The organism is Ciceribacter azotifigens (assembly GCF_048159625.1).
Classification (GTDB): domain Bacteria; phylum Pseudomonadota; class Alphaproteobacteria; order Rhizobiales; family Rhizobiaceae; genus Allorhizobium; species Allorhizobium azotifigens.
Genome location: NZ_JBLQTA010000011.1, coordinates 19,071 through 41,580 on the forward strand (window position 1 = coordinate 19,071; position 22,510 = coordinate 41,580).

A 22,510-nucleotide genomic window follows, 5' to 3' on the forward strand; every position below is an offset into this window, starting at 1 on the left:
AGGCGGCGGTCCACGTCGCCTGTGCCTGAAACGAGGCGAAGGATCAGCCCTTGCCGTTCGGTGCATCGCCTTGCGGCGCCGGCTCCTGCTCGGGGCCATCGCCCGTCTTTCCCAGATAGCTTTCGAAGACCTGCTCCATGCTTTTCTGGTAGCTCTTCTGCACTTCGAGGCCGCTGTCGAACATGGCGTTCACCATCGTCGTGAACTGCTCGGTCGCCTGGTCGCCCGGCTTCGCGGCAGGCTTGGCAGCCTCCCCCTGCGGCGGCGGAGTCGTTCCCCCATAGCTCGCCATCATGTCCTGGAAGGCCTTGGCGAAGGGATTGTCGAAGAAAGGGTTGCCGGCGGCGGGCGTGGGTTGCGGCTGTGTCGGCTTGACGCCGAACATCGTCTGCATGGCCTGCGTGAACGGGTTGTCGAAGAGGTTCGGCTCCTTGGGCTTTGCCTTCGGTGCGAAGCCCATGCCTTCGAGCCACTGCTGGGTCATCGCGCCCATCGGTGAGTTGGCGAAGGCGGAAGCGTCGAACTGCCCGGTGGTCTGCTTGGAAAGCCCGCCCATGATCGTATCGGCCATGGCCGGCATCATCTTCTTGAAGATGTCCTGGCTGATGCCGGTGAACTGTGCCGCCTGGGCTGCGATCGCCCGCGAGACCTCTTTCGAGCCGAAGAGCCGTTCGAGCACCGTGTTGCCGTCGGCGACGCCCTGGGGCGTGAAAGCCGCGGTCATGTCCTCGAAGTATTTCGCATAGTTCCCGGAGGCCATGGCACCCAGAAGCGCCGTCATGTCATAGGGATTGGCGGTGTTGCGTTTGAATCCGGAGGAGAATGCCGGCATGAGCGCGGCCACAGCCTGTGCCGCCTGCTCCTGCGCGAGGTTGAACTGCCTCGCGACCGCTTCCATCGCCGTGCCGTTCTGCGCCCGCAACATCATCTCGAACAGTGGTAGCATGGATGGCAGCCCTCCGGTTGCATGCAGCGCGTCGTTCCCGCACTATAACCGGAAAAAGCCGAGCGCAAACCGCCTTTTTGGCGGCACCCGCCGCGGAGCGGGCATCCCGCGCAGGGCCGCAGCCCTCAGTACTGGTAGTCTTCGAAGACGTGCTCGATGTCGCGGTTCCAGCGGCCGTCGTAGAGCGCCAGCATGTCCTCGGCGAGCGTCGTCTTCTTGGCGAGGATTTCGTCGAGCGGTGCGAGAAAGACGCTTTCGTCCTGTCCGTCGCTGTTGAGGTGCCCCCGCGCCTTGAGACCTGCCCGTGACATGTCGACCATCTGCCTCGCGACGTCGAGCACGCTGCGGCCGGCGACCTCCGCGGCGAGCCCCTTTGCCGGCACGGTATCGCGCATCGAGACGACGTCGGCGTGCGTCCAGTTGCGGGTGAGATCCTCGGCGGCAGCAAGGCTGGCGTCATCATAGAGGAGGCCGACCCAGAAGGCGGGCAGCGCGCAAATTCGCCGCCACGGGCCGCCGTCGGCGCCGCGCATCTCGAGGAAGCGCTTCAGCCGGACATCGGGGAAGAGGGTCGAAAGATGGTTCGTCCAGTCCCCGAGCGTCGGTTCCCAGTCCGCAATCTCGCCCTTCAGCGCGCCGGCCATAAACTGGCGGAATGTGATGTGGGTGCAGTCGTGGTAACGCCCGTCGCGGACGACGAAATACATCGGCACGTCGAGTGCCCATTCGACGTAATCTTTGAAACCGAACGTCTCGTTGAAGACGAAGGGCAGGGCGCCCGCCCGCGCATTGTCGGTGTCCCGCCAGATGTCGCCGCGCCAGGAGAGCAGGCCGTTCGGCTTACCCTCGGTAAACGGCGAGGAGGCGAAGAGCGCGGTCGCGACCGACTGCAGCTTCATCGACACGCGCATCTTCCGGCGCATGTCTTCTTCGGAGGAGAAGTCGAGGTTCACCTGGATGGTGCAAGTCCGGTACATCATGTCCAGGCCCTTGCTGCCCACCTTCGGCATGTAGCGCGTCATGATCTCGTAGCGCGACTTCGGCATGCGCGGCGTCTCGGCCAGCGTCCACTTGGGGCTGCCGCCCATGCCGAGGAAGCGGATGCCCATCGGCTCGGCGACTTCGCGCAGCACCGAGAGATGCTGGTTCGATTCCCGGCAGGTCTGGTGGAGCGTTTCGAGCGGGCCGCCGGAAAGTTCGAACTGACCGCCGGGCTCGATGGAGATCGCGCCTTCGCCGTCTCCGCCGGCAAGGCCGATGATGTTCTCCCCGTCCATGATCGGTTCCCAGCCGATCTTCTGCTGCATGCCTTTGAGCAGTGCCGAGATGCTCGCCTCGCCATGATAGGGGACGGGGCTGTTGTCCGCCCGGAAGAAGGCGAATTTCTCGTGTTCCGTTCCGATCCGGAAGGCCTCGCGCGGCTTGCAGCCTTCTGCGAGATAGGCGACCATTTCGTCGACCGATGTGAGCGGAGTGTGATCGGTGGTGTCGCGGGCCATGAAGTGAACCTTGTTGGCGAGGTCGGCCCAAGGGATCGGACCATCGCGTGAATGGACCGGAATGAAGCCGGTGCGCAAGTGAAATTCTCTCAAGCCTTCGTCAAAAAAAACGGAAGCTTGCGGCAGGTCAAGCCCGTGTTGTCAATGCCAGTCGCCGACGGTCGCCTGAACCACGGCAAGTGCTGCGACGGCAGCGGTATCGGCGCGGAGGATGCGCGGCCCGAGCGGAATTGCCGTGACGAAGTCGAGCCCGCGCAGGAGCGCCCGTTCCTCCTCGGAAAAGCCGCCTTCCGGCCCGACGAGCAGGGCGAGCGACCGCTCGCGGATACCCTGAAGGGCAGCGAGCGGATTCTGCGTCGCGCTGTCCTCGTCGCAGAAGATGATCCGCCGTGTCGCTGGCCAGCGTTCCAGGAGGTCCTTCAGCCGTTGCGGCGGCGCGACCGTCGGGATCGAAAGGACGCCGCATTGTTCGGCGGCCTCGACGACATTCGCCTGCAGCCGGTCGAGATTGGTGATCTTGCCCTGGACGTGCTGCGTCATCACGGGTTGCAGCAGGCCGGCCCCCATCTCGACGGCCTTCTGCACGAGATAGTCCATGCGCCCGACCTTCAGGGGCGCGAAGAGAAAGTGCAGGTCGCAGGGTTCGGGCTGCGGGCGCGTCTGCTCCGTGGCGGTCATCAGGATGCGCTTGCGGGTCGGGAAGGCGAGCGTCGCCTTCCATTCGCCGTCGCGGCCGTTGAAGAGGAGGAGTTCCGAGCCCTCCGTCATGCGGAGCACGTTGGCGAGATAGTTGAACTGTTCCGGACCGGCTTCCACGACCCCGCCGGACGAGAGCCCTGCGGTGACGAAAAGCCTCTGCATCCGGTAATTGGCGCGCATGATTCCGATATTCCCCTCTTCAGACGAAGAGCAGGAACATAACCCAGTAGAGCAACGCCGCAAGTCCTGCAGCCGCCGGTACGGTGATCACCCATGCGGCGAGAATGCTCAACATGTGCGAGCGACGCACCAGCTTGCGGCGATGCTGTTCGTCGGCATTCGTCTCGCGGCTGTCCTCGATGTCCGGGTTCCCGTTCTTCTTCTGGATATAGGCGCTGCGCCGCCTGGAATGGCGCGTGTACCACTCGCGAAACAGGCCGACGCCGAAAACCGCGCCGACGGCGATGTGGGTGGAACTCACCGGCAGACCGAGCCAGGAGGCGGAGATTACCGTCACGGCGGAGGAGAGCGAGACGCAGTAGGCGCGCATCGGATTGAGTTTGGTGATCTGGCTGCCGACCAGCCGGATCAGTCGCGGGCCGAAGAGCAATAGGCCTGACGAGATGCCGAGCGCGCCGATCCACATCACCCAGGAGGGCGCCTCGCCGCTCCGCAGCGGCCCTCCGGCGCTCAGAGCGTCGACGATTGCCGTCACGGGGCCGATCGCGTTCGCCACGTCGTTGGCGCCATGGGCGAAGGAAAGGAGCGCGGCGGCAAAGGCGAGCGGCAGGCGGAAGAGTTTGCGGAGCGACTGATTGCGGTTTTCCAGCCCGATCGACTGGCGCGCGACGAAAGGGATGCTGACGAGCCAGACCACCAGACCCGTGGCCACGCCGAAGATCGTCGCCGCCGTCCGGGTCATATGGTAGACCTGCCCGATCCCCCTGATCGTGAGATAGCTCGCGAAGGCACCCACCATCACACCGACGAGCACGGGCACCCACCGCCGTGCCGCGGCGATCTTGTCGTCCTGATAGATGATGACGGTCTTGAGGAACCAGAGGATCATGGCGGCGATGGCACCGCCGAGCAGCGGCGACACGACCCAGCTCATGGTGATCCCGATCATCGTCGACCAGTCGACGGCGCCGAAGCCGCTGGCGGCGATGCCGGCCCCCATCACGCCGCCGACGATCGAATGCGTCGTCGAGACCGGCGCGTTGGTCCAGGTGGCGATGTTGATCCAGAGCGCCGCGGCGAGCAATGCCGAAAGCATGATGAAGGAGATGATCCGGGGATCGCTCGCCTCGCGGCTGTCGAGCAGGCCGGAGGCTATGGTTGCGACGACGTCGCCTCCCGCGATCACCGCGCCGGCGATCTCGCAGACGGCGGCGAGCACCAGCGCCGATCCGATGGTGAGTGCCCGTGCGCCGACGGCGGCGCCGACATTGTTCGTCACGTCGTTGGCGCCGATGTTCATCGCCATGTAGGCGCCGATACCGGCTGCGGCGATCAGCAGCGCGCCGCCCGGCTGTCCGAGACCGTAAGCGCCAGCGAATACCGTCGCGAATACGAGGAACACCATGCCGAGCGCGACGGGGACGTGCCGGCGAAGCACGAAGAGCCGCGCTTCTTCGACATAGGTGACCTTGTCGAGATCCTTGTCGAGTGTCGGCTTGAAGAGCTTCGGCGGCGCGCCGGCCATGAGTTGTCTTTCTTCGGTGGGAACGGGCCGGTCCGTCCCCGGTCGTCATAGATTTCGGCCTGCATGCCCGACCGGCGGGATGTGTCCGCCGGAACGGGCGAAATGCTCGTCAGTCCGGCCTCAGCCTTCCTCGGGTGTTCCGTCCCCGGGCGGCATGTTCGCCGCCATCTGCGCCAGTCGATGGAAGAGCACCTTCAGTTCGGGCTCGTTGACGCGGGCGGCCGCCTCCTCGCAGTTCACCCATTCGAGGCGGCGGGTTCCCTTCTCCCGGAAATCCTTCGCCATCTCCTTCACGAGGAGAAGATGCACCTGGACCCGGCAATGGATCTTGAGCCCTCCATCCATTCCCTTGGCGTAGCTGTAGTAGCCGAAGGGTTCGTGGGAGACCTTTCCCTTGACGCCTGCTTCCTCCCAGGCTTCCCGCTCGGCGACCGCATGCGACTTCTTGCCGGGCATAGGCCAGCCCTTCGGGATCACCCATCGGCCGGTGTCGCGGCTCGTGAGCAGCAGGACTTCGACGCCACCTTGTTTCTTGCGCGGACGATAGCACAGGGCGGCATATTGCTGACGCGGCGGCCGCCGCAACATCAACTGCACATCCGAGGCGATCCGGCTCATGATGGTCAATTCCCGCTGTCTCCTGTGTTTGTAGATTACGCTGTGGTTGTGTTCGTTCGGTGACTTCTCCGAAATGGTGCGGCGAATCAGTCAGGCGACCGTTTAACCGTCGATGTTGGATCAACGGCACGTCAGGTCAAGTGTTCTGCTTGTCCACTTTTGGGCTATGCACCGATCATGGGCGCCCACGCGCCTGCCAGTGCCGGAGCCCGTCGATGACGCCGTCGGCCGTGGCGCGTCCGGCGAGGTAGACGTCGTCGCGTTCCTCCGCGAGCCGGCGGAGTTCCGGATGGGCGTTGGCCGGGACGATGCCGCGCACGCCCTCGAGAAGGAACATGCCGAGATCGTTGCCCGTATCGCCTGCGACGACCGCTTCTTCGAGGTCGATGCCGAGCTCTCTGCAAAGCCAGGTCAGCGCCTTGCCCTTGTCGGCATTGCCGGGCAGGACGTCGAGGTCGCGCCCGCTCGAATAGACGAGTTTCACCGACAGCCCCTCGGCCCGCAGTTCCTGCTCCAGCGCCTCGATCCGTTCGAGCGGGGCATCGTGGAAATACCAGCTGGACTTGAGTGCATGCTGATAGCGCTCCGGCTGGCGCCTGATGCCGGGCAGCGAGCGCAGGTGCTCCGCAATCCGGAGCGGATCATAATCCCGGTCGAGCGACGCGGCATAGGCTTCCGCGATCTCCGGCACCGTCGCGGCGTGCATCATCGTGCCGACACCGCCGATGAGGCAGTCTGCCTCCGGCAGTCCTTCCTCGGCGATGAAGGCCAGGATGTCCTCGATCAGCCGGCCGCTGTTGTAGACGAGCAGCGGGCGGCTCGCGGCGTCGAGGCTCGCCCAGTAATCGGCAAACCGTCGCGAGGCGTCACGATCCCCGGCGAGCGTGCCGTCGAGGTCGGAGGAGAAGATCCGCACCGGGCTCAGTCGCCGTCGTTCCATGGTTCGTCCCAGTCCGCGTCGTCGAGCGCCTGCGCTACCGGCCGGCCTTCGACAAGTGCCACGAGCTGCTGGGCAATCCCGGTCCAGGTAAAGAGGCTGCGGGCCTTGTGGGCGCCCATGCGTGACAGGCGGCCATAGAGGCGCGGATGCCTGAGCGGTTTCATCATCGTGATGCCGAGGTCCTCCTTGTCGAAGGGATCGGCAAAGAGCGCATGCCGGCCGTAGCTCACCGCGCGGAAGAGGCCGCCGTGGATGGTGACCACCGTCGGCGTGCCGCTGGCCATGGCCTCGATCGCGGTCATGCCGAAGGGCTCGTAGCGGCTCGACAGCACGAAGAGGTCGGCCGCGCGGTAATGGTCCGGCAATTCCTCGTCGGGGATGAAGCCCGAGAAATCGACGCGGTCGGAGAGCACCAGCGCCTCCACCTGCTCCTGCAACTGCTGCATGAGGGCGCTTTCCTGGGCGTCGAGATTCTCGCCGCCGAGCGCCAGCCGAAGCCGAGCGTCCGGAATGCGGCTCGCGAGCACCGAAAAGCCGTCGATGAGGAGGTCGTAGCCCTTGTTGGTCGCCAGCCGCCCGAGGGCCAACACGACGCGGTCGGAGAAGCCGAGCCGCTGCCGGATCATCTGCCGCGATGCCTGCGAGACCGGGAAGAAGCGATTGTCGTCATAGCCCGGCGGGATCATGTGGACGCGGTTGCGCGCGAGCCCGTAATCGTCGAGCAGCATGTCGAGCTGGATCGGTGTCGTGGCGATCACCAGCTGGCAGCTGCGGTAGATGATGAGCTCGTGCTGGATGCGTTCGCGGAAGTTGAATTCTTCCTCGAACTTGTCGGCGCGCTCCGGATAGTCCGTCTCCATCTGGCGCTTCTTCCAGATGCCGAGCGAATGCGGCGTGTGGATGTGCGGGATCGACAGCGCCTCGGAAAGTCGCTGGCCGGCAACGCCGCCGTCCCAATAGTGGCTGTTGACGAAGAGATAGGAAAGGCCCTCGCTCTTCATGAAACGGAGAGCCTTTTCGCTCCATTCCGTCAGGTGCCGATGCAGGTATTCCTTCGGAATGAAATCCGGCCCGCCGCAGGGAATGCGGATCACCCGCACATTGTCGTCGACCGTGTCGACCTGCGGCTGGTTTTCGAAAAGCCGCGTATAGATATCGACCTTGTGACCGAGCTGGCCGAGCTTCTTGGCCAGTTCGAGGATGTAGACCACCTGTCCGCCGGTGTCGGCGGCGCCTAGCGGAGGATGGGCGGCGACATAGCCGTGGGTCGAGACGAGCGCGATCCGCGGCGTTTCGTGTAATCCGTTGATTGAGTTTGTCATCCCGGTGCTTTTTTAGAAATTTGGTTCGTAAATGCCGGCTTTTGAACGCCGGCAACTGGAACTTTGTTCCTGGAGAAGAATGTTTTTCTTCTCTGGCTCGGGGATGACAGCGGAACGGATGGCCCGCGGCCATCCGAAGGTTGGTTCAGGCGGAAGGCTCGCCGACGATGACGATGTGCAGGGCGCGCGGTCCGTGGGCGCCGAGAAGCAGCGTCTGCTCGATGTCCGCGGAGCGCGAGGGGCCGGTCACGAAGTTCACGGTGCGCGGCATCACCGCCTTGCCGTTCACGGCCCTCAACCGCGACCAGATCGCTTCCATGTCGCCGGCGATGTCGCGGGCGTCGAGCACGACGATGTGATGCTCCGGCAGGAAGGTCAGCGTCACAGGATTGTCCGGGCCGGAGAGAAGCGCGAGCGTTCCCGTCTCGGCGATCGCGCCGAAGGCATGGCTGACGGCGGCGAGGTCGTGGCCGTCGGAGGCGCCGTGGCGGATTTCGAGCGTGCGCTCCTCGCCCCAGGGCGCGACGGCGAGCCGTGGATCGTTGCCGATCCGCACCGCCGCCGGCAGGTTGCGGCCCTTCAGATAGTCGCTCACCGCTGCAGGCAGAGCCGCAAGATCGGAGATGCGGGTAGTGCTGGCGCTGTATTTTTCCGCCATCGCGACGAAGAGGTCGAGGCGGGCTCCGCCCGGCAGCTGGCCGCGGGCCGGAATGATGCCGCGCGGCGTTTCCGCGAGGCGCGAGGCGACCGCGGAGAGGCGTGCGGCGTCGTCCGCCGAGGCCTTTAGCGAGGCACGGACTTTCTTCAGAATTGCAGATTTGCCGTCCATGATGCTCACGCTCCCTGCCTGTTTTTCTGGTGATCCGCCCATTGCTGAAGGAAGGTCCGGCCTTCCGGCGCGGGCAGGTCGCGGTATTTCGTCCAGCCGGAGGCGAGCGGCAGGGCGCCGATCCTCCGCCTGTCGCCGCCGAGTGCCGACAGGAAGCGGCTACCGAGCGAGGTTGCCAGCCGGTAGAGAGCCGGCCGCTTGGCGAAGAAGGCCCAGACGCCGAGGCCGTAGCGGCTGGTTGCCGGGGCGAGGTGGCGCTCGAATTCCCGCTCGCGCCAGTGCCGCATCATCTTCGGCAGCGGGATGCGCATCGGGCAGACGCTCTCGCAACGCCCGCAGAAGGTGGAGGCGTTCGGCAGGTGGCCGGACTGGTCGATGCCGAAGAGCGACGGTGTGAGTACCGCACCCATCGGGCCGGGATAGACCGAGCCGTAGGCGTGGCCGCCGACCGCATGGTAGACCGGACAATGGTTCATGCACGCGCCGCAGCGGATGCAGCGCAGCATCTCCTCGAACTCGGTGCCGAGCATCGCCGAGCGGCCGTTGTCGAGCAGCACGACGTGGTATTCCTCCGGGCCGTCGGGATCTTCCGGACGACGGGGGCCGGTCGAAAAGGTGGTATAGACCGACATGTCCTGGCCCGTCGCCGAGCGGGCGAGCAGCCGGAGGATCTGCGCGCAGTCCTCCAGCGTCGGCACGATCTTTTCCAGCGAGGCGACGACGACATGCACCTTGCCGAGCGTCTGGGTGAGATCGCCGTTGCCCTCGTTGGTGACGATGACGGAGGTGCCGGTCTCGGCGACCAGGAAATTGGCGCCGGTGATGCCGACATCCGCCTGGAAATAGCGCTTGCGCAGCACCTCGCGCGCCTCGGAGAGCAGCGTTTCCGGCGCCGTCAGGTCGCGATCGGCCGGAAGGTGGGTGTGTACCCGGCGGAAATCGGCCTCCACCTGGTCCTTGTTGAGGTGCACGGCCGGCGCGATGATGTGGCTCGGATGTTCGCCGCGCAGCTGGATGATGTATTCGCCGAGGTCGGTCTCGACCGGCTCGACGCCCTGGGTTTCGAGGAATTCGTTGAGGTTGATCTCCTCGGTGATCATCGACTTGCCCTTGGTGACCGTCTTCGCGTTCACCTTGCGGCAGATGTCGAGGATGATCCGGCGGGCGTCTTCCGCGCTCTCGGCCCAGTGGACGTGGCCGCCGGCCGCCTTCACTTTCGCCTCGTAGGCTTCGAGATAGAGGTCGAGATGGGCGAGCGTATGGTTCTTGATGTCGCGGGCCTTGTCGCGCAGGAGGTCAAACTCGGGAAGGGCTGCGGCGGCCGTCGCGCGCTTGGCGATGAAGCCGGTCTCGACGTTCTTCAGCGCCTTCTGGAGCTGCGGATCGTGAAGGGCGGCGAGGCTGTTTTCCTTGAACTGCGGTGCGGTGAATTGCATCGGCCGGTCCCTCACTTGCCCGAGCCGGCGATCGGCGCCGTGTCCGTCATGCCGGCGAGCACCTCCGCCACGTGGCGGACCTCGACCTTCGAGCCCTCCCGCCGCAGCTTGCCGGCCATGTTCATCAGGCAGCCCATATCGCCGGCGAGCAGGACGTCGGCCCCGGCAGCCTCGATGTTCTCCGTCTTCTTGCCGACGATCTTGCCGGAAATGTCGGAATACTTGATGCAGAAGGTGCCGCCGAAGCCGCAGCAGACGTCGCTGTCGGCCATTTCCTTGAGCTCCAGCCCCTCGACGCCGGCGAGAAGCTTGCGCGGCTGCTTGCTGATGCCGAGTTCCCGCAGGCCCGAGCAGCTGTCGTGATAGGTGACGCTGCCCTCGAAGGTCGCATCGACCTTCGGCACGAACATCACGTCGGTGAGGAAGGAGACGAGCTCATGAACCTTTTCGGCGAAGGCGAGGCTGCGCGCCTCCCAGGCCGGGTCGTCCTTGAAAAGTTCGGGATAGTGCTTCTTCAGCATGGCGCCGCAGGAACCGGAGGGAGCGACGACGTAGTCGAAACCTTCGAAGAGCTCGATCACCTGTCTGGCAAGCGCGCGCGTGTCGGCCTTGTCGCCGGAATTGTAGGCGGGCTGCCCGCAGCAGGTCTGCGCCATCGGAACATGCACTTCGCAGCCCGCATCCTCGATCAGCCTGGCGGCGGCAAACCCGACGCTCGGACGAAACAGATCGACGAGACAGGTGGCGAAGAGGCCGACGCGCGGCCGCGCTTTCTGCGGTTCTGGGGTCATTTGGAAAGATCCGTTCCTTCGGTTGTCGTGTGTTTCGAGGCGCGGCCGGAAGCCGGCTGTGCCGCGCGGCTCAGGAGCCGCAGGCGTGCGACACGGCCGCGTTCGTCGGCGCGGCTTGCATCCTCGACGGCCTGCATCACGAAATCGATGTGGGCCTGGGCCGCGCGCTTCGCGCGCTCGCCGTCGCCGGCGACGATCGCCTCGTAGATCGCCACATGCTGCTGCAACAGCCGCTCGCCGGCGTCCTCGAACGCGAACACAGCCTTCCTGTTGAAGAAGATGCCCTGCGAGAGCAGCCGGTAGCAGGCGCGCATCGTGTGCAGCAGGATGACGTTGTGGGCGGCTTCACCGACGGCGTTGTGGAATTCGATGTCTGCGGCGAGCTCGCCTTCGGCCGAGCCGTTCTCCTGCGCCCGCCGCATGTCCGCGATGATCCGGGCGAGAAGCGCCTTGTCCGTTTCCGTTGCGCGGCGCGCGGCAAGCTCGGCGGTGAGGCCCTCAAGTTCGCGGCGGTATTCGAGATAGTCCCGCGAGGCGCGCTGATGGCGCGAGATGAGTTCAGTCACGGGTTTCGAGAACACCTGGCCGATGATGTCGGCAACGAAGGTTCCGCCGCCGTGCTGGCTGACGAGCAGGCCGCGCGATTCCAGTTCCTTGAGCGCTTCGCGGAGAATGGGACGCGAGACGTCGAAGGCCTGCGCCATGTCGCGCTCGCCGGGTAGCCGGTCGCCGTCACGCAGCACGCCGTCGAGGATCAGCTGCTCGATCTGCAGCACCACCTCGTCAGCCGTGCGGCTGTGGCTGATCTGGGTGAAAAGTCCCCGATCCCTTTCGGCATCCGTTTCGGTCACGCCATTCTCCTTCGGGCGCATGTGTAGCAAGCGCCCGAAGGATTGGTCAATTATTTTGTCCAGTTTGCGGGAAGGGGGCGAGCGCCGTCAGCCGAAGGTGAGGAAGAACTTCGAATAGGGGGCCTTCAGCCCACCGATCGCGGCCTTGGTCGCCGCGGCGTCGTTGTTCGTCGCCGCGCCGCGCAGTTTGGCGACGCTCGTTTCGACGGCGCCGAGCAGGGCTTCGAAGTTGCCGTCGGCTTCCTTCGGCGGATGGGCCTTGATGTCGGCGAGGAGGTATTCGAGCACGGCGGCTTCCTCGCGCACGGCTACGGTATCGGCGGCATCCATGCCGAGAACCTTTTCCATACGGGCATGGTAGGCGTTCATGCGGTCGGAGAAGCTGTAGATGTCGTTGCGCAGGTGCAGGTTGCCGATCTCGTCGCGGATACCTTCGAGCGTGTCGTGCGCCTTGCCGAGGTCGCCACCGGCGACCTGGGCGGAGGCGCTCTCGGCAATCGCCGTCACTTTCTTCATCGTGTCGGGGAATGCTGCATCATCGACGTATTGCGGCGGCGCGGGCATCGCGGCGAGCGCCGACCATGCCTTGGTGAAGCGGTCGAGCGCGGCGGCGGATTCCGCGTTGCCGCCCGTATTGGTCGCGAAGAGGGCCGCCCGGTAGTCGCCGTAGGCTGTCCGCAGCCTGGCCTCGAAATCCCGGACCTCTCCGGCCATTGCAGGCGCGGCGAGGACAAGGGCGACCAGAAGGGCCGGCATGGAACGTCTCATCGGGTATCCTCCTTCACGGGGCATTCGTCGTCGGTCTTTTCGTCGCGTCGGGCAGCGACGCGCGTTGCCGATATTCTTGGCAGCAGTCTCGAAAAACAGCAAGAATAACGATGCGCATGTCGCCTAAGTGCGACGAATGTAAGGCCCTGTGGCAAAGGACCCCCTGACGAGCAGACACGACATTTGTTAGAACGGGTGGATTGATCGCATAACGACGGAGCGGGAGTTGGGATTGGATACCGGAAGACTTGCATTTCCCGCCGCACCGGAGCGGGCGATAGCCCTTGGCGAAATCCACGCCCGGCCCTTTCCTCTCGTCAAGTCGTCGCGGGTGCTCCTGCAGCTCGCCTTCATGATGGACGGGGGCGCCGCCGTGCACCACAGCGTGCTTGCGGAGCTGTCGCGAGCCGCCGGCGTTTCCCCGCCCGACCGTGCCTCCCGGCATCATGCGATGGCCTGGGGCGCGGGCACGTTGCGCTGGGAACGGCACACCGAGTTCTCCGCCTGGCTCTGGGAGGGGCCCGCGCCGGAAAATTTCGGCGGTGACATCACCGCTCATCCCTTCGGCAGTGCCTTTTCCGCGCCCGGCCCGCTGATCTCCGGCATCCGGCTGGAGATCCGTCCCGAGGGCAAGGAAGCGACGACGGCGATCGGCAGCTTCGATCCCGCGAGCCTCTGCTACAGCGAGGTGAAGAAGGGACAGGCAACCGTCGTCACCGACTTCCGGCAGGACGGCGACGGCTTGACGCGCATCCTGGTTATCGACCGCGGGCTGAACGACGCGGGTCGCGGCGCGCTGGTCCAGCGGCTTCTCGACATCGAGACCTACCGGACGCTCGCCATGCTCGGCCTGCCGCTCGCCCAGACCCTTTCGCCGGATATTCGCCGCATCGAGGACGGATTGACCGCTGTCACCCAGCGGATGAAGGGGCATGCGCGCGAAGAGGCGGACTCCATGCTCGGCGAGATCACACGCCTCGCCGCCGAACTCGAGGCGAATGCCGCCCTCAGCCTCTACCGTTTCGGCGCGAGCCGGGCCTATGACGGCATCGTGCGCGAACGTATCAACACGCTCGACGAAAGCTCCGTGCCGGGCTTCGAGACGATCGGCTCCTTCCTCGAGCGGCGGCTGGCGCCGGCCATGCGCACCTGCCAGTCGGTCGAGGAACGTCAGGCCAACCTCTCGCGCAAGCTGTCGCGTGCCACCGGCCTCGTCCGTAGCTGGATCGACGTGGAACTGGAGCGGCAGAATTCCGACCTGCTCGCGACCATGAACCGCCGCGCCGAGATGCAGCTTCGCTTGCAGCAGACGGTCGAAGGTCTCTCCGTCGCGGCAATCTCCTATTACGTCGTCGGCCTGATCGGCTATCTGGTGAAGGCGGTGAGCCACGAGATTCTGCCCGTCGATCCGGGCATCATCACCGGCCTCTCCGTTCCCTTCGTCGTGCTCGGCGTATGGCTGGTCGTGCGGCGCATCCGCAAGCACCACGCAGAGGGCGAGAAATAGCGGCCGCTCACCGTTCCCAATAGGGCACGGGCCCGTAGAGTTCGGCGAGGTAGTCGATGAAGAGGCGCACCTTGGCCGGCAGGAACTGGCGGCTCGGATAGACTGCCGAAAGCGAGACGTTGCGTGAGCCCTCATAGGCCGGCAGCACCTGTACGAGCTTGCCCGATTTCAGCTCCGGCCCGATGTCCCAGGTCGAGCGCAGGGCGATGCCGAGTCCCGAAATGACCGCCTCGCGGATCACCTCGCTCGAATTGGTGACCAGCATGCCGTCCGGCCGGAGATTCAGTGCGCCGTGCGGCCCTTCCAGCCGCCAGGCGTCGTAGTTGTGGGCCGGCAGGCAGCGGTGCTTCTTCAGGTCGTCGATCGTTTGCGGCATGCCGTGCTCGGCGATGTAACCGGGCGAGGCGCAAAGGATGCGCCGCACCGGCGCCAGCCGCCGGGCGACCAGCGAGGAGTCGCTGAGATCGGCAATGCGGATCGCAAGATCGAAGCCGCCGCCGACGATGTCGGTGAACTCGTCCGACAGCACAAGGTGGATCGCAAGCTCGGGATGGGCATCCATGAAGCTCTTGAGGTGTGGCGCGATATGCAATCGCCCGAAGGAAGTAGGGGCGGAAATCTTCAGCGTGCCGCGCACCTCGGACGACCTGCCGGAAGCATAGGCCTCCGCGTCCTCAATGCCGGCGAGCACGGCCACGACGCGTTCGTAGAAGCCCTGGCCGGCCTCGGTGAGCGAGATCTGCCGGGTGGTCCGCTGCAGGAGGCGGGTGCCGAGCCGATCCTCCAGCCGCTTGATCCGCTTGGAGACGACCGCCGGCGAAAGGCCGAGTGCCCGCGCCGCCGTCGACATGCTGCCGGTGGCGATCACCCGCGAGAAGACCTCGAGATCCCCGAGATTGGTCATGCGATCTCCATTCTTTCCACTTTTGTCATAAGTCCATAGCATTTGCATGCGTTTGGACAAAGTGGTAAAGAAAAAATACCAGTTGAAGCCGTAGGCAGGGCGGTGTATGCCGATCCAGCCATGCGAGGAAGGACCATGACGGAAGCCATCAAGTTTCTTGAGCCCGATGCCGCGATCCTTGCCCGGCGCAAGGAGATCGTCGACGACCTCGCGGAACTGGTCCCGCCCGAGCGCCTTGTGCACGAGCCGGTCGAGCTCGTCCCCTTCGAAACGGATGGTTTCCTCGCCTATCGCCGCCGGCCGCTCGCTGTCGTCTTGCCTGAAACAACCGCGCAGGTCGCGGCGGTGATGAAATACTGCCATCGCTACGGCATTCCCGTCGTCCCGCGCGGGGCGGGAACCTCGCTTTCGGGCGGTGCCATCCCGCAGGAGGACGCGGTGGTGCTCGGCCTTTCGGCCATGTCGCGCATCCTCGACATCGACTATGCGAACCGGACCGCGACCGTTCAGGCCGGCGTCACCAATCTTTCGATTTCGGATGCCGTCGGCGCCGACGGCTTCTTCTACGCACCCGATCCGAGTTCGCAGCTCGCCTGCACGATCGGCGGCAATATCGGCATGAATTCGGGCGGCGCCCACTGCCTGAAATACGGTGTCACCACCAACAACCTGCTCGGCGTGAAACTGGTGCTGGTCGACGGCACGGTCGTCGAACTCGGCGGCAAGGCGCTGGACGCGGCGGGCTACGATCTGCTCGGCCTTGTCTGCGGGTCGGAAGGCCAGCTCGGGATCGTCACCGAGGCGACGGTGCGGCTGATCGCCAAGCCGGAAGGCGCGCGTCCGGTTCTCTTCGGTTTCGACAGCGCGGAAGCCGCCGGCTCCTGTGTCGCCGACGTCATCGGCGCCGGTATCGTCCCGGTTGCCATCGAATTCATGGACAAGCCGGCGATCGAGATTTGCGAGGCTTTCGCCCATGCCGGCTACCCGCTCGACGTCGAGGCACTGCTGATCGTCGAGGTCGAGGGATCCGAGGCCGAGATGGAGGCGATGCTCGCCTCGATCGTCGAGATCGCCCGCCGGCACGGCGTCCGGACCGTGCGCGAGAGCCAGTCGGCGCTGGAAGCGGCGCTGATCTGGAAGGGCCGCAAGTCGGCCTTCGGCGCCACCGGCCGCATCGCCGACTATATCTGCATGGACGGCACGGTGCCGCTCGGGCAGCTCGCCTACGTGCTGAGGAAGACCTCCGAAATCGTCGACCGTTACGGCCTGAGGGTCGCCAACGTCTTCCATGCCGGCGACGGCAACATGCATCCGCTGATCCTCTACAACATCAACGATCCCGAAGACGCCGCCCGCGCCGAGGCGGCCGGAATGGAGATCCTGAAACTCTGCGTCGACGCCGGCGGCTGCCTGACGGGCGAGCACGGCGTCGGGATCGAGAAACGCGACCTGATGCGCCACCAGTATTCCGATGTCGACCTCGCCCAGCAGATGGCTGTCCGCGCGGCCTTCGACCCGGCCTGGATCCTCAATCCTTCGAAGGTCTTTCCGCTGGAGGGACGGGAGTGATGGCGTCTCAGTTGACTCCCGCGACAGAAACCGAAGCCGCCGAGATCATTCGCGACCATGCCGAGCGGGCGGTGCCGCTGGAGATCAGGGGCGGGGGAACGCGCGCCGGCTTCGGCAACGCCGTGCAGGCCGCCGCGACGCTCTCGTCTTCCGGGCTTTCCGGCATCCTCACCTACAATCCGGCGGAAATGGTGATGACGGCACGCGCCGGAACGCCGGTCGCCGAAATCGAGGCAGCCCTCGACGCCAACGGACAGGCGATGGCCTTCGAGCCGCCGGATCATCGGCCGGTCATGGGAACGGCAGGCGAGCCGACGATCGGCGGCATCTTCGCCGTCAACGCCTCCGGGCCGCGGCGCTTCACCGCCGGTGCTGCGCGTGACAGCCTGCTCGGCGTGCGCTTCGTCAACGGCCACGGCGAGATCGTCAAGGCTGGCGGGCGGGTGATGAAGAACGTGACGGGCCTCGATCTCGTCAAGCTGATGGCCGGCTCCCACGGCACGCTCGGCCTCCTGACGGAGGTCACCTTCAAGGTGCTGCCGCGGCCGCAGACGGCGGCGACCATCGTGCTTTCCGGGCTCGACGACGAGGCCGCCACGCACGCCATGGCGGCGGCGATGGCGCTGCCGGTGGAAGTCTCCGGTGCCGCCCATCTGCCAGAAAGCGTGAGATCACGCTTCCTCTCCGGCGGCCTGCCCGAGGGCCCGGCGACCGTCCTGCGCGTCGAAGGCCTCGAAGCCTCGGTTGCCGTGCGGGCGGAAAAACTCGCCTCCGCGATGCAGCGCTTCGCGCCGACGGCCCGCCTAGGCCCTGAGGAAAGCGCGGTGTTGTGGCGTGAGATCCGCGACGTGAAGCCCTATGCCGACGGCACGATGCGGCCCCTCTGGCGCGTCTCGGTCGCGCCGTCGCAGGGCGAGAAACTCGTCGCGGCGCTGCGGCTCGCGACCGGGGTCGATGCCTTCTACGACTGGCAGGGCGGCCTCGTCTGGATGCGGATGGAGGCTGACCCGGAAGCGGAAGTCCTGCGGCGCTACATCCGGGCACTCGGCGGTGGCCATGCGACCCTCATGCGGGCCTCAGGCGCGGTGCGCGCGTCCGTCGCGTCTTTCGAGCCGCAGGAGCCGGCGCTGGCCTTGCTTTCCCAACGGGTTAAGGCAAAATTCGACCCCGTGGGGATCTTGAATCCCGGCCGCATGACGACAGGAGAACCTGCATGACCGAGCCGACCTCGCAGATGCCGCAGACGCCGCCACCGCCACCGACCCGCCGGACCGACAACTGGATGGACCCCGGCAAGCTCAACGTCCAGATCATCTATGTCCTTTACCTCGCGAGCTTCGTGATCGGTATCACCGCCGTGGTCGGCGTGGTCTTCGCCTATCTCAATCGCGGCAAGTCCGACCCGTGGCTGGAGACCCACTACACGTGGGCGATCCGCACCTTCTGGATCGGCATCCTCTATGTCGCGATTTCCGTCGTGCTGACGCTCGCCCTCGTCGGCGTGATCCTGGCGATTGCCACCGCCGTCTGGGTGATCGTGCGTTGCGTGATCGGCCTGCAGCGGGTGAGCAACGACCAGCCGATCGAGCGGCCGGAGAGCTGGTTGATCTGACCGGGAACTATCCCGACAAACAAAGGAGGGAGGGGCAGGGCCTCTTCCTCCATGCGCTGGAGTTTCGAGTTTGCAGACCAATTTCACTGCCGAGCAACTGGCCGACCCGCACGTCGCGGAAGCCGAGCAGATCCTGCGCAAATGCGTGCATTGCGGCTTCTGCACCGCCACCTGTCCGACCTATGTGACGCTCGGCAACGAACTCGACAGCCCGCGCGGGCGCATCTACCTCATCAAGGACATGCTGGAGAACGGCCGGCCGGCCGACGAGCAGATCGTGCGCCACATCGATCGCTGTCTCTCCTGCCTCGCCTGCATGACCACCTGTCCCTCGGGTGTCGACTACATGCATCTCGTCGATCATGCCCGCATCCATATCGAAAAGACCTACCGACGCCCTTTCATGAACCGCCTGACGCGCGGCGTGCTGGCCATGGTCCTGCCTTATCCGGCACGCTTCCGCTTCGCCCTGACGCTTGCCCGCATCGGCAGGCCCTTCGCGGGTCTCCTGAACCGCGTGCCCCAGCTGAAGCCCTTCGGCGCCATGCTCGAGCTTGCCCCGCGCGCGCTGCCGGCAAAGGCGACATCATTCGCTGCCACGGCGCCGGCCGCCAGTGAGCCGAAGCGCGGCCGCGTCGCGATCCTGGCGGGCTGTGCCCAGCCGGTGCTCGATCCCGGCATCAACGAGGCGACGGTCCGGCTGCTGACGCGGATCGGCGTCGAGGTGGTCGTGCCGGAGGGCGAGGGCTGCTGCGGAGCGCTGGTGCACCACATGGGCCGCGAGGAACAGGCGCTCGATTTCGCCCGCCGCAATGTCGACGCCTGGACTCGCGAGATCGAAAGGGGCGGCCTCGATGCGATCATCATCACCGCCTCCGGCTGCGGCACGACGATCAAGGACTACGGCCACATGCTGCGGCTCGACCCTGCCTATGCGGAGAAGGCGGCGCGCGTCTCGGCACTTGCGAAGGACGTGACGGAATATCTTTCGACGCTCGAACTCCCCCGGCTCGAAGCGAAGGGCATGGTCGTCGCCTATCACTCCGCCTGCTCGCTGCAGCATGGCCAGAGGGTGACGATGGCGCCCAAGACCTTGCTGGCGAATGCCGGTTTCACGGTGCGCGAACCGGCGGAAGGTCACCTCTGCTGCGGTTCGGCCGGCACCTACAACATCCTGCAGTCGGAGATTTCCGAGAAGCTCAAGGCGCGCAAGGTGAAGAACCTCGCCGCGACGAAGCCGCAGGTGATCGCCGCCGGCAATATCGGCTGCATGACCCAGATCGGTTCCGGAACCGAACTGCCGGTGGTCCATACCGTCGAGCTTCTCGACTGGGCCTATGGCGGGGAGCGCCCGCGGAAATTAGCCAAATCCTAAGGATGTTTCGTTAAATTCTGACCTCTGGCCGGGAGAGTTTTCCAGTTCTGGGGGAGGTTCGGTAATGTGCGCCAGAATAGCGATCGCTCTTATTGCGGCACTCACGGGTTCGTGCGAGGCACTCGCTGCCCAGCGCATCTACTGCGTAGCCGACGACGCAAACCTGAAGATGTCGCTCGAAAGCGGCTTCAGCGCCGAAAAAAAGCAGGGCGCTCTCCAGCATTTCCGCGGCATCCTGACGCTGAAGGATTCGAAGGTCCCGGGCCTCGTCGAGACCATGCGCCTCACCTCGTCGATGTTGAAACAGCACTGGATGGACGGCAGCGAACTGCGTCTGCAAGTCTATGCCGAATCCGACAGCGGCCCTTTCGCCACCCTCGAACTCACCGTCGACACGACCGCCTTGCCCGGCGACACGTCTCGTCTCCAGGGCGGTTATACGGTCAAGATACGGACGGGCGAAAAAGGCTCGGAGGGCGATCTCCAGACCGCCCTTTCCCGCGACGGGCGGGTTCTCTGCGAAGTGAAATAGGCCGGCAGACCTGCCCCGATGTGCCGGCCCGGACGGGCCTCACCAGCGGAAGGTGATACCGGCGTTGACGGCGTTCGTCATGATGTTGGTCTTGATCGTCGCGCCGCTGTCGATATCCGCATCGACCCAGGAATAGTTGCCCTTGTATTCGACGAAGGCCTGCCAGCGGTCCGCGATGTCGTAGGCGACGCCGACCTGGGCCTGCACCGTCGCGCCGCCGAGCTGGAATTCGGAGGTGGTGCCGGAGGCGCGGGTCACTTCGACGTGCGGAATGTTCACGCCCGCGCCGGCCCCGACGTAGGGCGTGAACCGGGTGCCCTCGATCGGGAAGCGGTAGAGTGCGTTCAGCGTCACGAGGTTGAGGCCGTCGGTGAATTCGAAGTGGCTCCAGCCCGTATCGGCAAGCGTTTCGTCGTCCGCATAGACCTTGGCATGGCTATAATCGAGCGAGACGCCGAGGTTCGGCTGGCCGATCTCTTCCATCCACCAGGTGCCGCGAATGCCGTAATAGGGCGGCATGGAGAAGGAGTTGCCTTCCCAGCCGGCGGTGAAATCCGGTTCGTCGGAGACTTCGACGTCGCTATGCGGCGCCGACTGTACGCCGCCGTAGACGGAGATCGCCATCTCGGCGCGGGCCGCGGAGGTGAAAAGCAGGAGTGCGGCGACGGCCGCGGAAGAAGACAGGCAGGCGATTTTCTTCGACATTGGGAACCTGATTCTGCTGTTTGAGCTTGACCGCATATTAGGTGGTGTCAACGGCCAAGTCTGTTCCTATTTTGCATCACTGCGGCCAGGAATGTTGTGCCCTATAAGGAATTGCTCGGTGCCGGAACGCTCCGTCATCACATTTCTGTGTCCGGAGCACCTGGAAAAGGAAGAGGCGCTCGATCACTCGCGCGCCTTTCGGAAGGACCGGCACTGGCCGTGTCACGTCAGCCGCCGAGGATCGTTCGCAGGAGGTCGATGCCGCGGTCCTCGAAGCTGACGTCGCCCTGCCGATTGCCGGGGCCGACGACGATCACCTTGGTGCCGATCGACGCGCGCTCGTAGAGGTGCTCGACGTCCTTGTTCATCATGCGGATGCAGCCGGACGACATGTTGAGGCCGATCGTCCACGGCTGGTTCGTGCCGTGGATGCGGAAGATCGTGTCGCGGCCGCCCTTGAAGAGATACATGGCGCGTGCGCCGAGCGGATTGTCGATGCCGCCTTCCTGTACGACGGGCAGCATGTGGCCCTTGGCGGCTTCGCGGCGGCGCATCTCTGCCGGCGGACGCCAGCTCGGCCACTCTTCCTTGCGGCCGATCTTCACGACGCCCGACCAGCCGAAGCCCTCGCGGCCGACGCCGACGCCGTAACGGGTCGCGCGGTTGTTGCCGTCGACGTAGTAGAGGAACTTGTTGTTGGTATCGATGATGATGGTGCCGGGTTTCTCGTCGGTGACGAGCCGTACGACGCGGCGGCGGAACTTTTCGGCCGGCTGCTTCGGCTTCTGTGCGACGAGCGTCACGTCGTTCGCAACCGTCGCAGGCCGTGCAGCCGCAGCCTGGAAGGCGTCGGCCTCGACCGGCGCCAGCATGCCCGTCGCAGCGATCGCAGCTGCTGCAAGCATGGACAAGTATTTCGACATGGTGGACTTCCCCCTTGAATTATACCGGAAAAAAGCCTTAGCCGACTCGCTTGCGGATTCAAGTCCAAAGCGGCCGGCAAAGGCGGGAATTGAGCGGAATACTGCGAAGAACTGCGCGTTTGTCCGAAATCGTCAGATGACGACGACCGTCGTGCCGACATTCACGCGCTCGTAGAGGTCGACGACGTCCTCGTTGCGCATGCGGATGCAGCCCGAGGAAACGGCGTTGCCGATCGTCCACGGCGCGTTGGTGCCGTGGATGCGGTAGAGCGTCGAACCGAGATACATGGCGCGTGCGCCGAGCGGATTGGCCGGGCCGCCTTCCATGTGGGCGGGAATGAAGTGACCCTTCGCCGCCTCGCGAGTGATCATTTCCTGCGGCGGGTTCCAGGCTGGCCACTCGGCCTTGCGGGTGATCTTGTGCTTGCCCGCCCATTCAAAGCCCGGCTTGCCGACGCCGACGCCGTAGCGGCGCGCCTTGCCATCACCGAGCACGAGATAGAGGAACTTGTTGTTGGTGTCGATGACGATGGTGCCGGCGGGTTCGGCCGTCTGGTAGTCGACCATCTGCGGCAGGTAGATCGGATTGAATTCCTTCGGTGCCGGATTGTCCGGCCGCACCGCGACGGGTTGCGGGGCGATTGCAGCCGGCTGGTCGAAGCTTCGCCGGATCTGCCGGCGCGGGGCGGGCGCCATCGGCTGCGGGCGCGGCGCATAGACGACCGGACGCACGGCGCCGCCGAGCTGCATCACCCAAGGGGCGGTGAGGTCGGAGCTGACGACGACCGGCGGACGATTGCGGTAACGGTCGTTGGCGTGGGCGTCGAGGGCGAGGGGCAGGACGAGGCTCGTGGCGAGCAGGAGGGTTTTCTTGATCATCGGGCGGTCTCGCTACAATTAACACCGAGAACTGACGAAGGGCCGTCCTCCGGCCCCGGATCGCCGCACGGTGCCATCCGGCCGGCGCAGAATTGGTAAA

The 22,510-nt window shown here is 65.3% G+C and carries 22 protein-coding genes; 6 read left to right on the forward strand and 16 right to left on the reverse strand.

The window, feature by feature from the left end:
- Window positions 1-43 precede the first annotated feature (43 nt).
- The 12 genes from ACM6UT_RS15680 to ACM6UT_RS15735 form a co-directional block, all read right to left on the reverse strand.
- The gene (locus tag ACM6UT_RS15680; protein WP_416798279.1) at window positions 44-946 is read right to left on the reverse strand and encodes a DUF937 domain-containing protein; all 903 of its coding nucleotides are present in this window, start codon (window positions 944-946) and stop codon (window positions 44-46) included.
- Window positions 947-1,071: 125 nt separating this feature from the next.
- On the reverse strand, window positions 1,072-2,445 hold the full coding sequence (locus tag ACM6UT_RS15685) for a glutamate--cysteine ligase (RefSeq protein ID WP_416798400.1): 1,374 nt from the start codon (window positions 2,443-2,445) through the stop codon (window positions 1,072-1,074).
- Window positions 2,446-2,586: 141 nt separating this feature from the next.
- A complete protein-coding gene (locus ACM6UT_RS15690) occupies window positions 2,587-3,324 on the reverse strand; it encodes a 16S rRNA (uracil(1498)-N(3))-methyltransferase (protein WP_416798280.1) in 738 nt (245 codons plus the stop codon).
- A gap of 19 nt (window positions 3,325-3,343) precedes the next feature.
- A complete protein-coding gene (locus ACM6UT_RS15695) occupies window positions 3,344-4,849 on the reverse strand; it encodes an inorganic phosphate transporter (protein ID WP_416798281.1) in 1,506 nt (501 codons plus the stop codon).
- Between the two features lie 120 nt (window positions 4,850-4,969).
- Window positions 4,970-5,467, reverse strand: a complete 498-nt coding sequence (locus ACM6UT_RS15700; protein WP_416798401.1) for an NUDIX hydrolase — start codon at window positions 5,465-5,467, stop codon at window positions 4,970-4,972.
- A 175-nt stretch (window positions 5,468-5,642) separates the two neighbouring features.
- Window positions 5,643-6,407, reverse strand: a complete 765-nt coding sequence (locus ACM6UT_RS15705) for an HAD-IIB family hydrolase (protein ID WP_416798282.1) — start codon at window positions 6,405-6,407, stop codon at window positions 5,643-5,645.
- Window positions 6,389-7,729 (reverse strand): glycosyltransferase family 4 protein, encoded by a 1,341-nt coding sequence (locus tag ACM6UT_RS15710; RefSeq protein WP_416798283.1) that lies wholly within the window; start codon window positions 7,727-7,729, stop codon window positions 6,389-6,391. Before ACM6UT_RS15710 ends, ACM6UT_RS15705 begins: the two co-directional genes overlap by 19 nt.
- A 145-nt stretch (window positions 7,730-7,874) precedes the next feature.
- Window positions 7,875-8,558, reverse strand: a complete 684-nt coding sequence (locus tag ACM6UT_RS15715) for a LutC/YkgG family protein (RefSeq protein WP_416798284.1) — start codon at window positions 8,556-8,558, stop codon at window positions 7,875-7,877.
- A gap of 5 nt (window positions 8,559-8,563) precedes the next feature.
- Window positions 8,564-9,994 carry a LutB/LldF family L-lactate oxidation iron-sulfur protein gene (locus tag ACM6UT_RS15720; RefSeq protein ID WP_416798285.1) on the reverse strand — a complete coding sequence of 477 codons (1,431 nt, stop codon included), beginning with the start codon at window positions 9,992-9,994 and terminating at the stop codon, window positions 8,564-8,566.
- 11 nt (window positions 9,995-10,005) lie between these two features.
- Window positions 10,006-10,785: a (Fe-S)-binding protein gene (locus tag ACM6UT_RS15725; protein WP_416798286.1), complete on the reverse strand. Its 780-nt coding sequence runs from the start codon at window positions 10,783-10,785 to the stop codon at window positions 10,006-10,008.
- On the reverse strand, window positions 10,782-11,636 hold the full coding sequence (locus ACM6UT_RS15730) for a FadR/GntR family transcriptional regulator (RefSeq protein ID WP_416798287.1): 855 nt from the start codon (window positions 11,634-11,636) through the stop codon (window positions 10,782-10,784). The genes ACM6UT_RS15725 and ACM6UT_RS15730 overlap by 4 nt, the downstream gene beginning before the upstream one ends.
- Before the next feature lie 87 nt (window positions 11,637-11,723).
- Window positions 11,724-12,404, reverse strand: coding sequence for a hypothetical protein (locus ACM6UT_RS15735; protein WP_416798288.1), 681 nt, complete (start codon window positions 12,402-12,404; stop codon window positions 11,724-11,726).
- A 232-nt stretch (window positions 12,405-12,636) separates the two neighbouring features.
- Here ACM6UT_RS15735 and ACM6UT_RS15740 point away from each other — a divergent pair, with 232 nt between their 5' ends.
- Complete coding sequence (locus ACM6UT_RS15740) at window positions 12,637-13,911, forward strand: DUF3422 family protein (RefSeq protein WP_416798289.1); 1,275 nt, start codon at window positions 12,637-12,639, stop codon at window positions 13,909-13,911.
- A 7-nt stretch (window positions 13,912-13,918) separates the two neighbouring features.
- Here the strand turns inward: ACM6UT_RS15740 and ACM6UT_RS15745 are convergent, their stop codons facing one another.
- On the reverse strand, window positions 13,919-14,815 hold the full coding sequence (locus ACM6UT_RS15745; RefSeq protein ID WP_416798290.1) for a LysR family transcriptional regulator: 897 nt from the start codon (window positions 14,813-14,815) through the stop codon (window positions 13,919-13,921).
- Window positions 14,816-14,950: 135 nt separating this feature from the next.
- Here ACM6UT_RS15745 and ACM6UT_RS15750 point away from each other — a divergent pair, with 135 nt between their 5' ends.
- From ACM6UT_RS15750 to ACM6UT_RS15770, 5 genes are all read left to right on the forward strand, one after another.
- Window positions 14,951-16,384 carry an FAD-linked oxidase C-terminal domain-containing protein gene (locus ACM6UT_RS15750; RefSeq protein ID WP_416798291.1) on the forward strand — a complete coding sequence of 478 codons (1,434 nt, stop codon included), beginning with the start codon at window positions 14,951-14,953 and terminating at the stop codon, window positions 16,382-16,384.
- Entirely contained in the window at window positions 16,384-17,601 is a 1,218-nt protein-coding gene (gene glcE, locus ACM6UT_RS15755) for a glycolate oxidase subunit GlcE (protein WP_416798292.1), read from the forward strand. The genes ACM6UT_RS15750 and glcE overlap by 1 nt, the downstream gene beginning before the upstream one ends.
- On the forward strand, window positions 17,598-17,996 hold the full coding sequence (locus ACM6UT_RS15760) for a DUF4870 family protein (protein WP_416798293.1): 399 nt from the start codon (window positions 17,598-17,600) through the stop codon (window positions 17,994-17,996). The genes glcE and ACM6UT_RS15760 overlap by 4 nt, the downstream gene beginning before the upstream one ends.
- A 70-nt stretch (window positions 17,997-18,066) precedes the next feature.
- Window positions 18,067-19,371 carry a glycolate oxidase subunit GlcF gene (glcF, locus tag ACM6UT_RS15765; protein WP_416798294.1) on the forward strand — a complete coding sequence of 435 codons (1,305 nt, stop codon included), beginning with the start codon at window positions 18,067-18,069 and terminating at the stop codon, window positions 19,369-19,371.
- A gap of 64 nt (window positions 19,372-19,435) precedes the next feature.
- Window positions 19,436-19,903 carry a hypothetical protein gene (locus ACM6UT_RS15770; RefSeq protein ID WP_416798295.1) on the forward strand — a complete coding sequence of 156 codons (468 nt, stop codon included), beginning with the start codon at window positions 19,436-19,438 and terminating at the stop codon, window positions 19,901-19,903.
- 39 nt (window positions 19,904-19,942) lie between these two features.
- Here ACM6UT_RS15770 and ACM6UT_RS15775 read toward each other — a convergent pair whose 3' ends face one another.
- The 3 genes from ACM6UT_RS15775 to ACM6UT_RS15785 form a co-directional block, all read right to left on the reverse strand.
- Entirely contained in the window at window positions 19,943-20,608 is a 666-nt protein-coding gene (locus ACM6UT_RS15775) for an outer membrane protein (protein WP_416798296.1), read from the reverse strand.
- 227 nt (window positions 20,609-20,835) lie between these two features.
- Window positions 20,836-21,531: a L,D-transpeptidase gene (locus ACM6UT_RS15780; protein WP_416798297.1), complete on the reverse strand. Its 696-nt coding sequence runs from the start codon at window positions 21,529-21,531 to the stop codon at window positions 20,836-20,838.
- Window positions 21,532-21,663: 132 nt separating this feature from the next.
- A complete protein-coding gene (locus ACM6UT_RS15785) occupies window positions 21,664-22,410 on the reverse strand; it encodes a L,D-transpeptidase (RefSeq protein ID WP_416798298.1) in 747 nt (248 codons plus the stop codon).
- Between the last annotated feature and the right edge of the window lie 100 nt (window positions 22,411-22,510).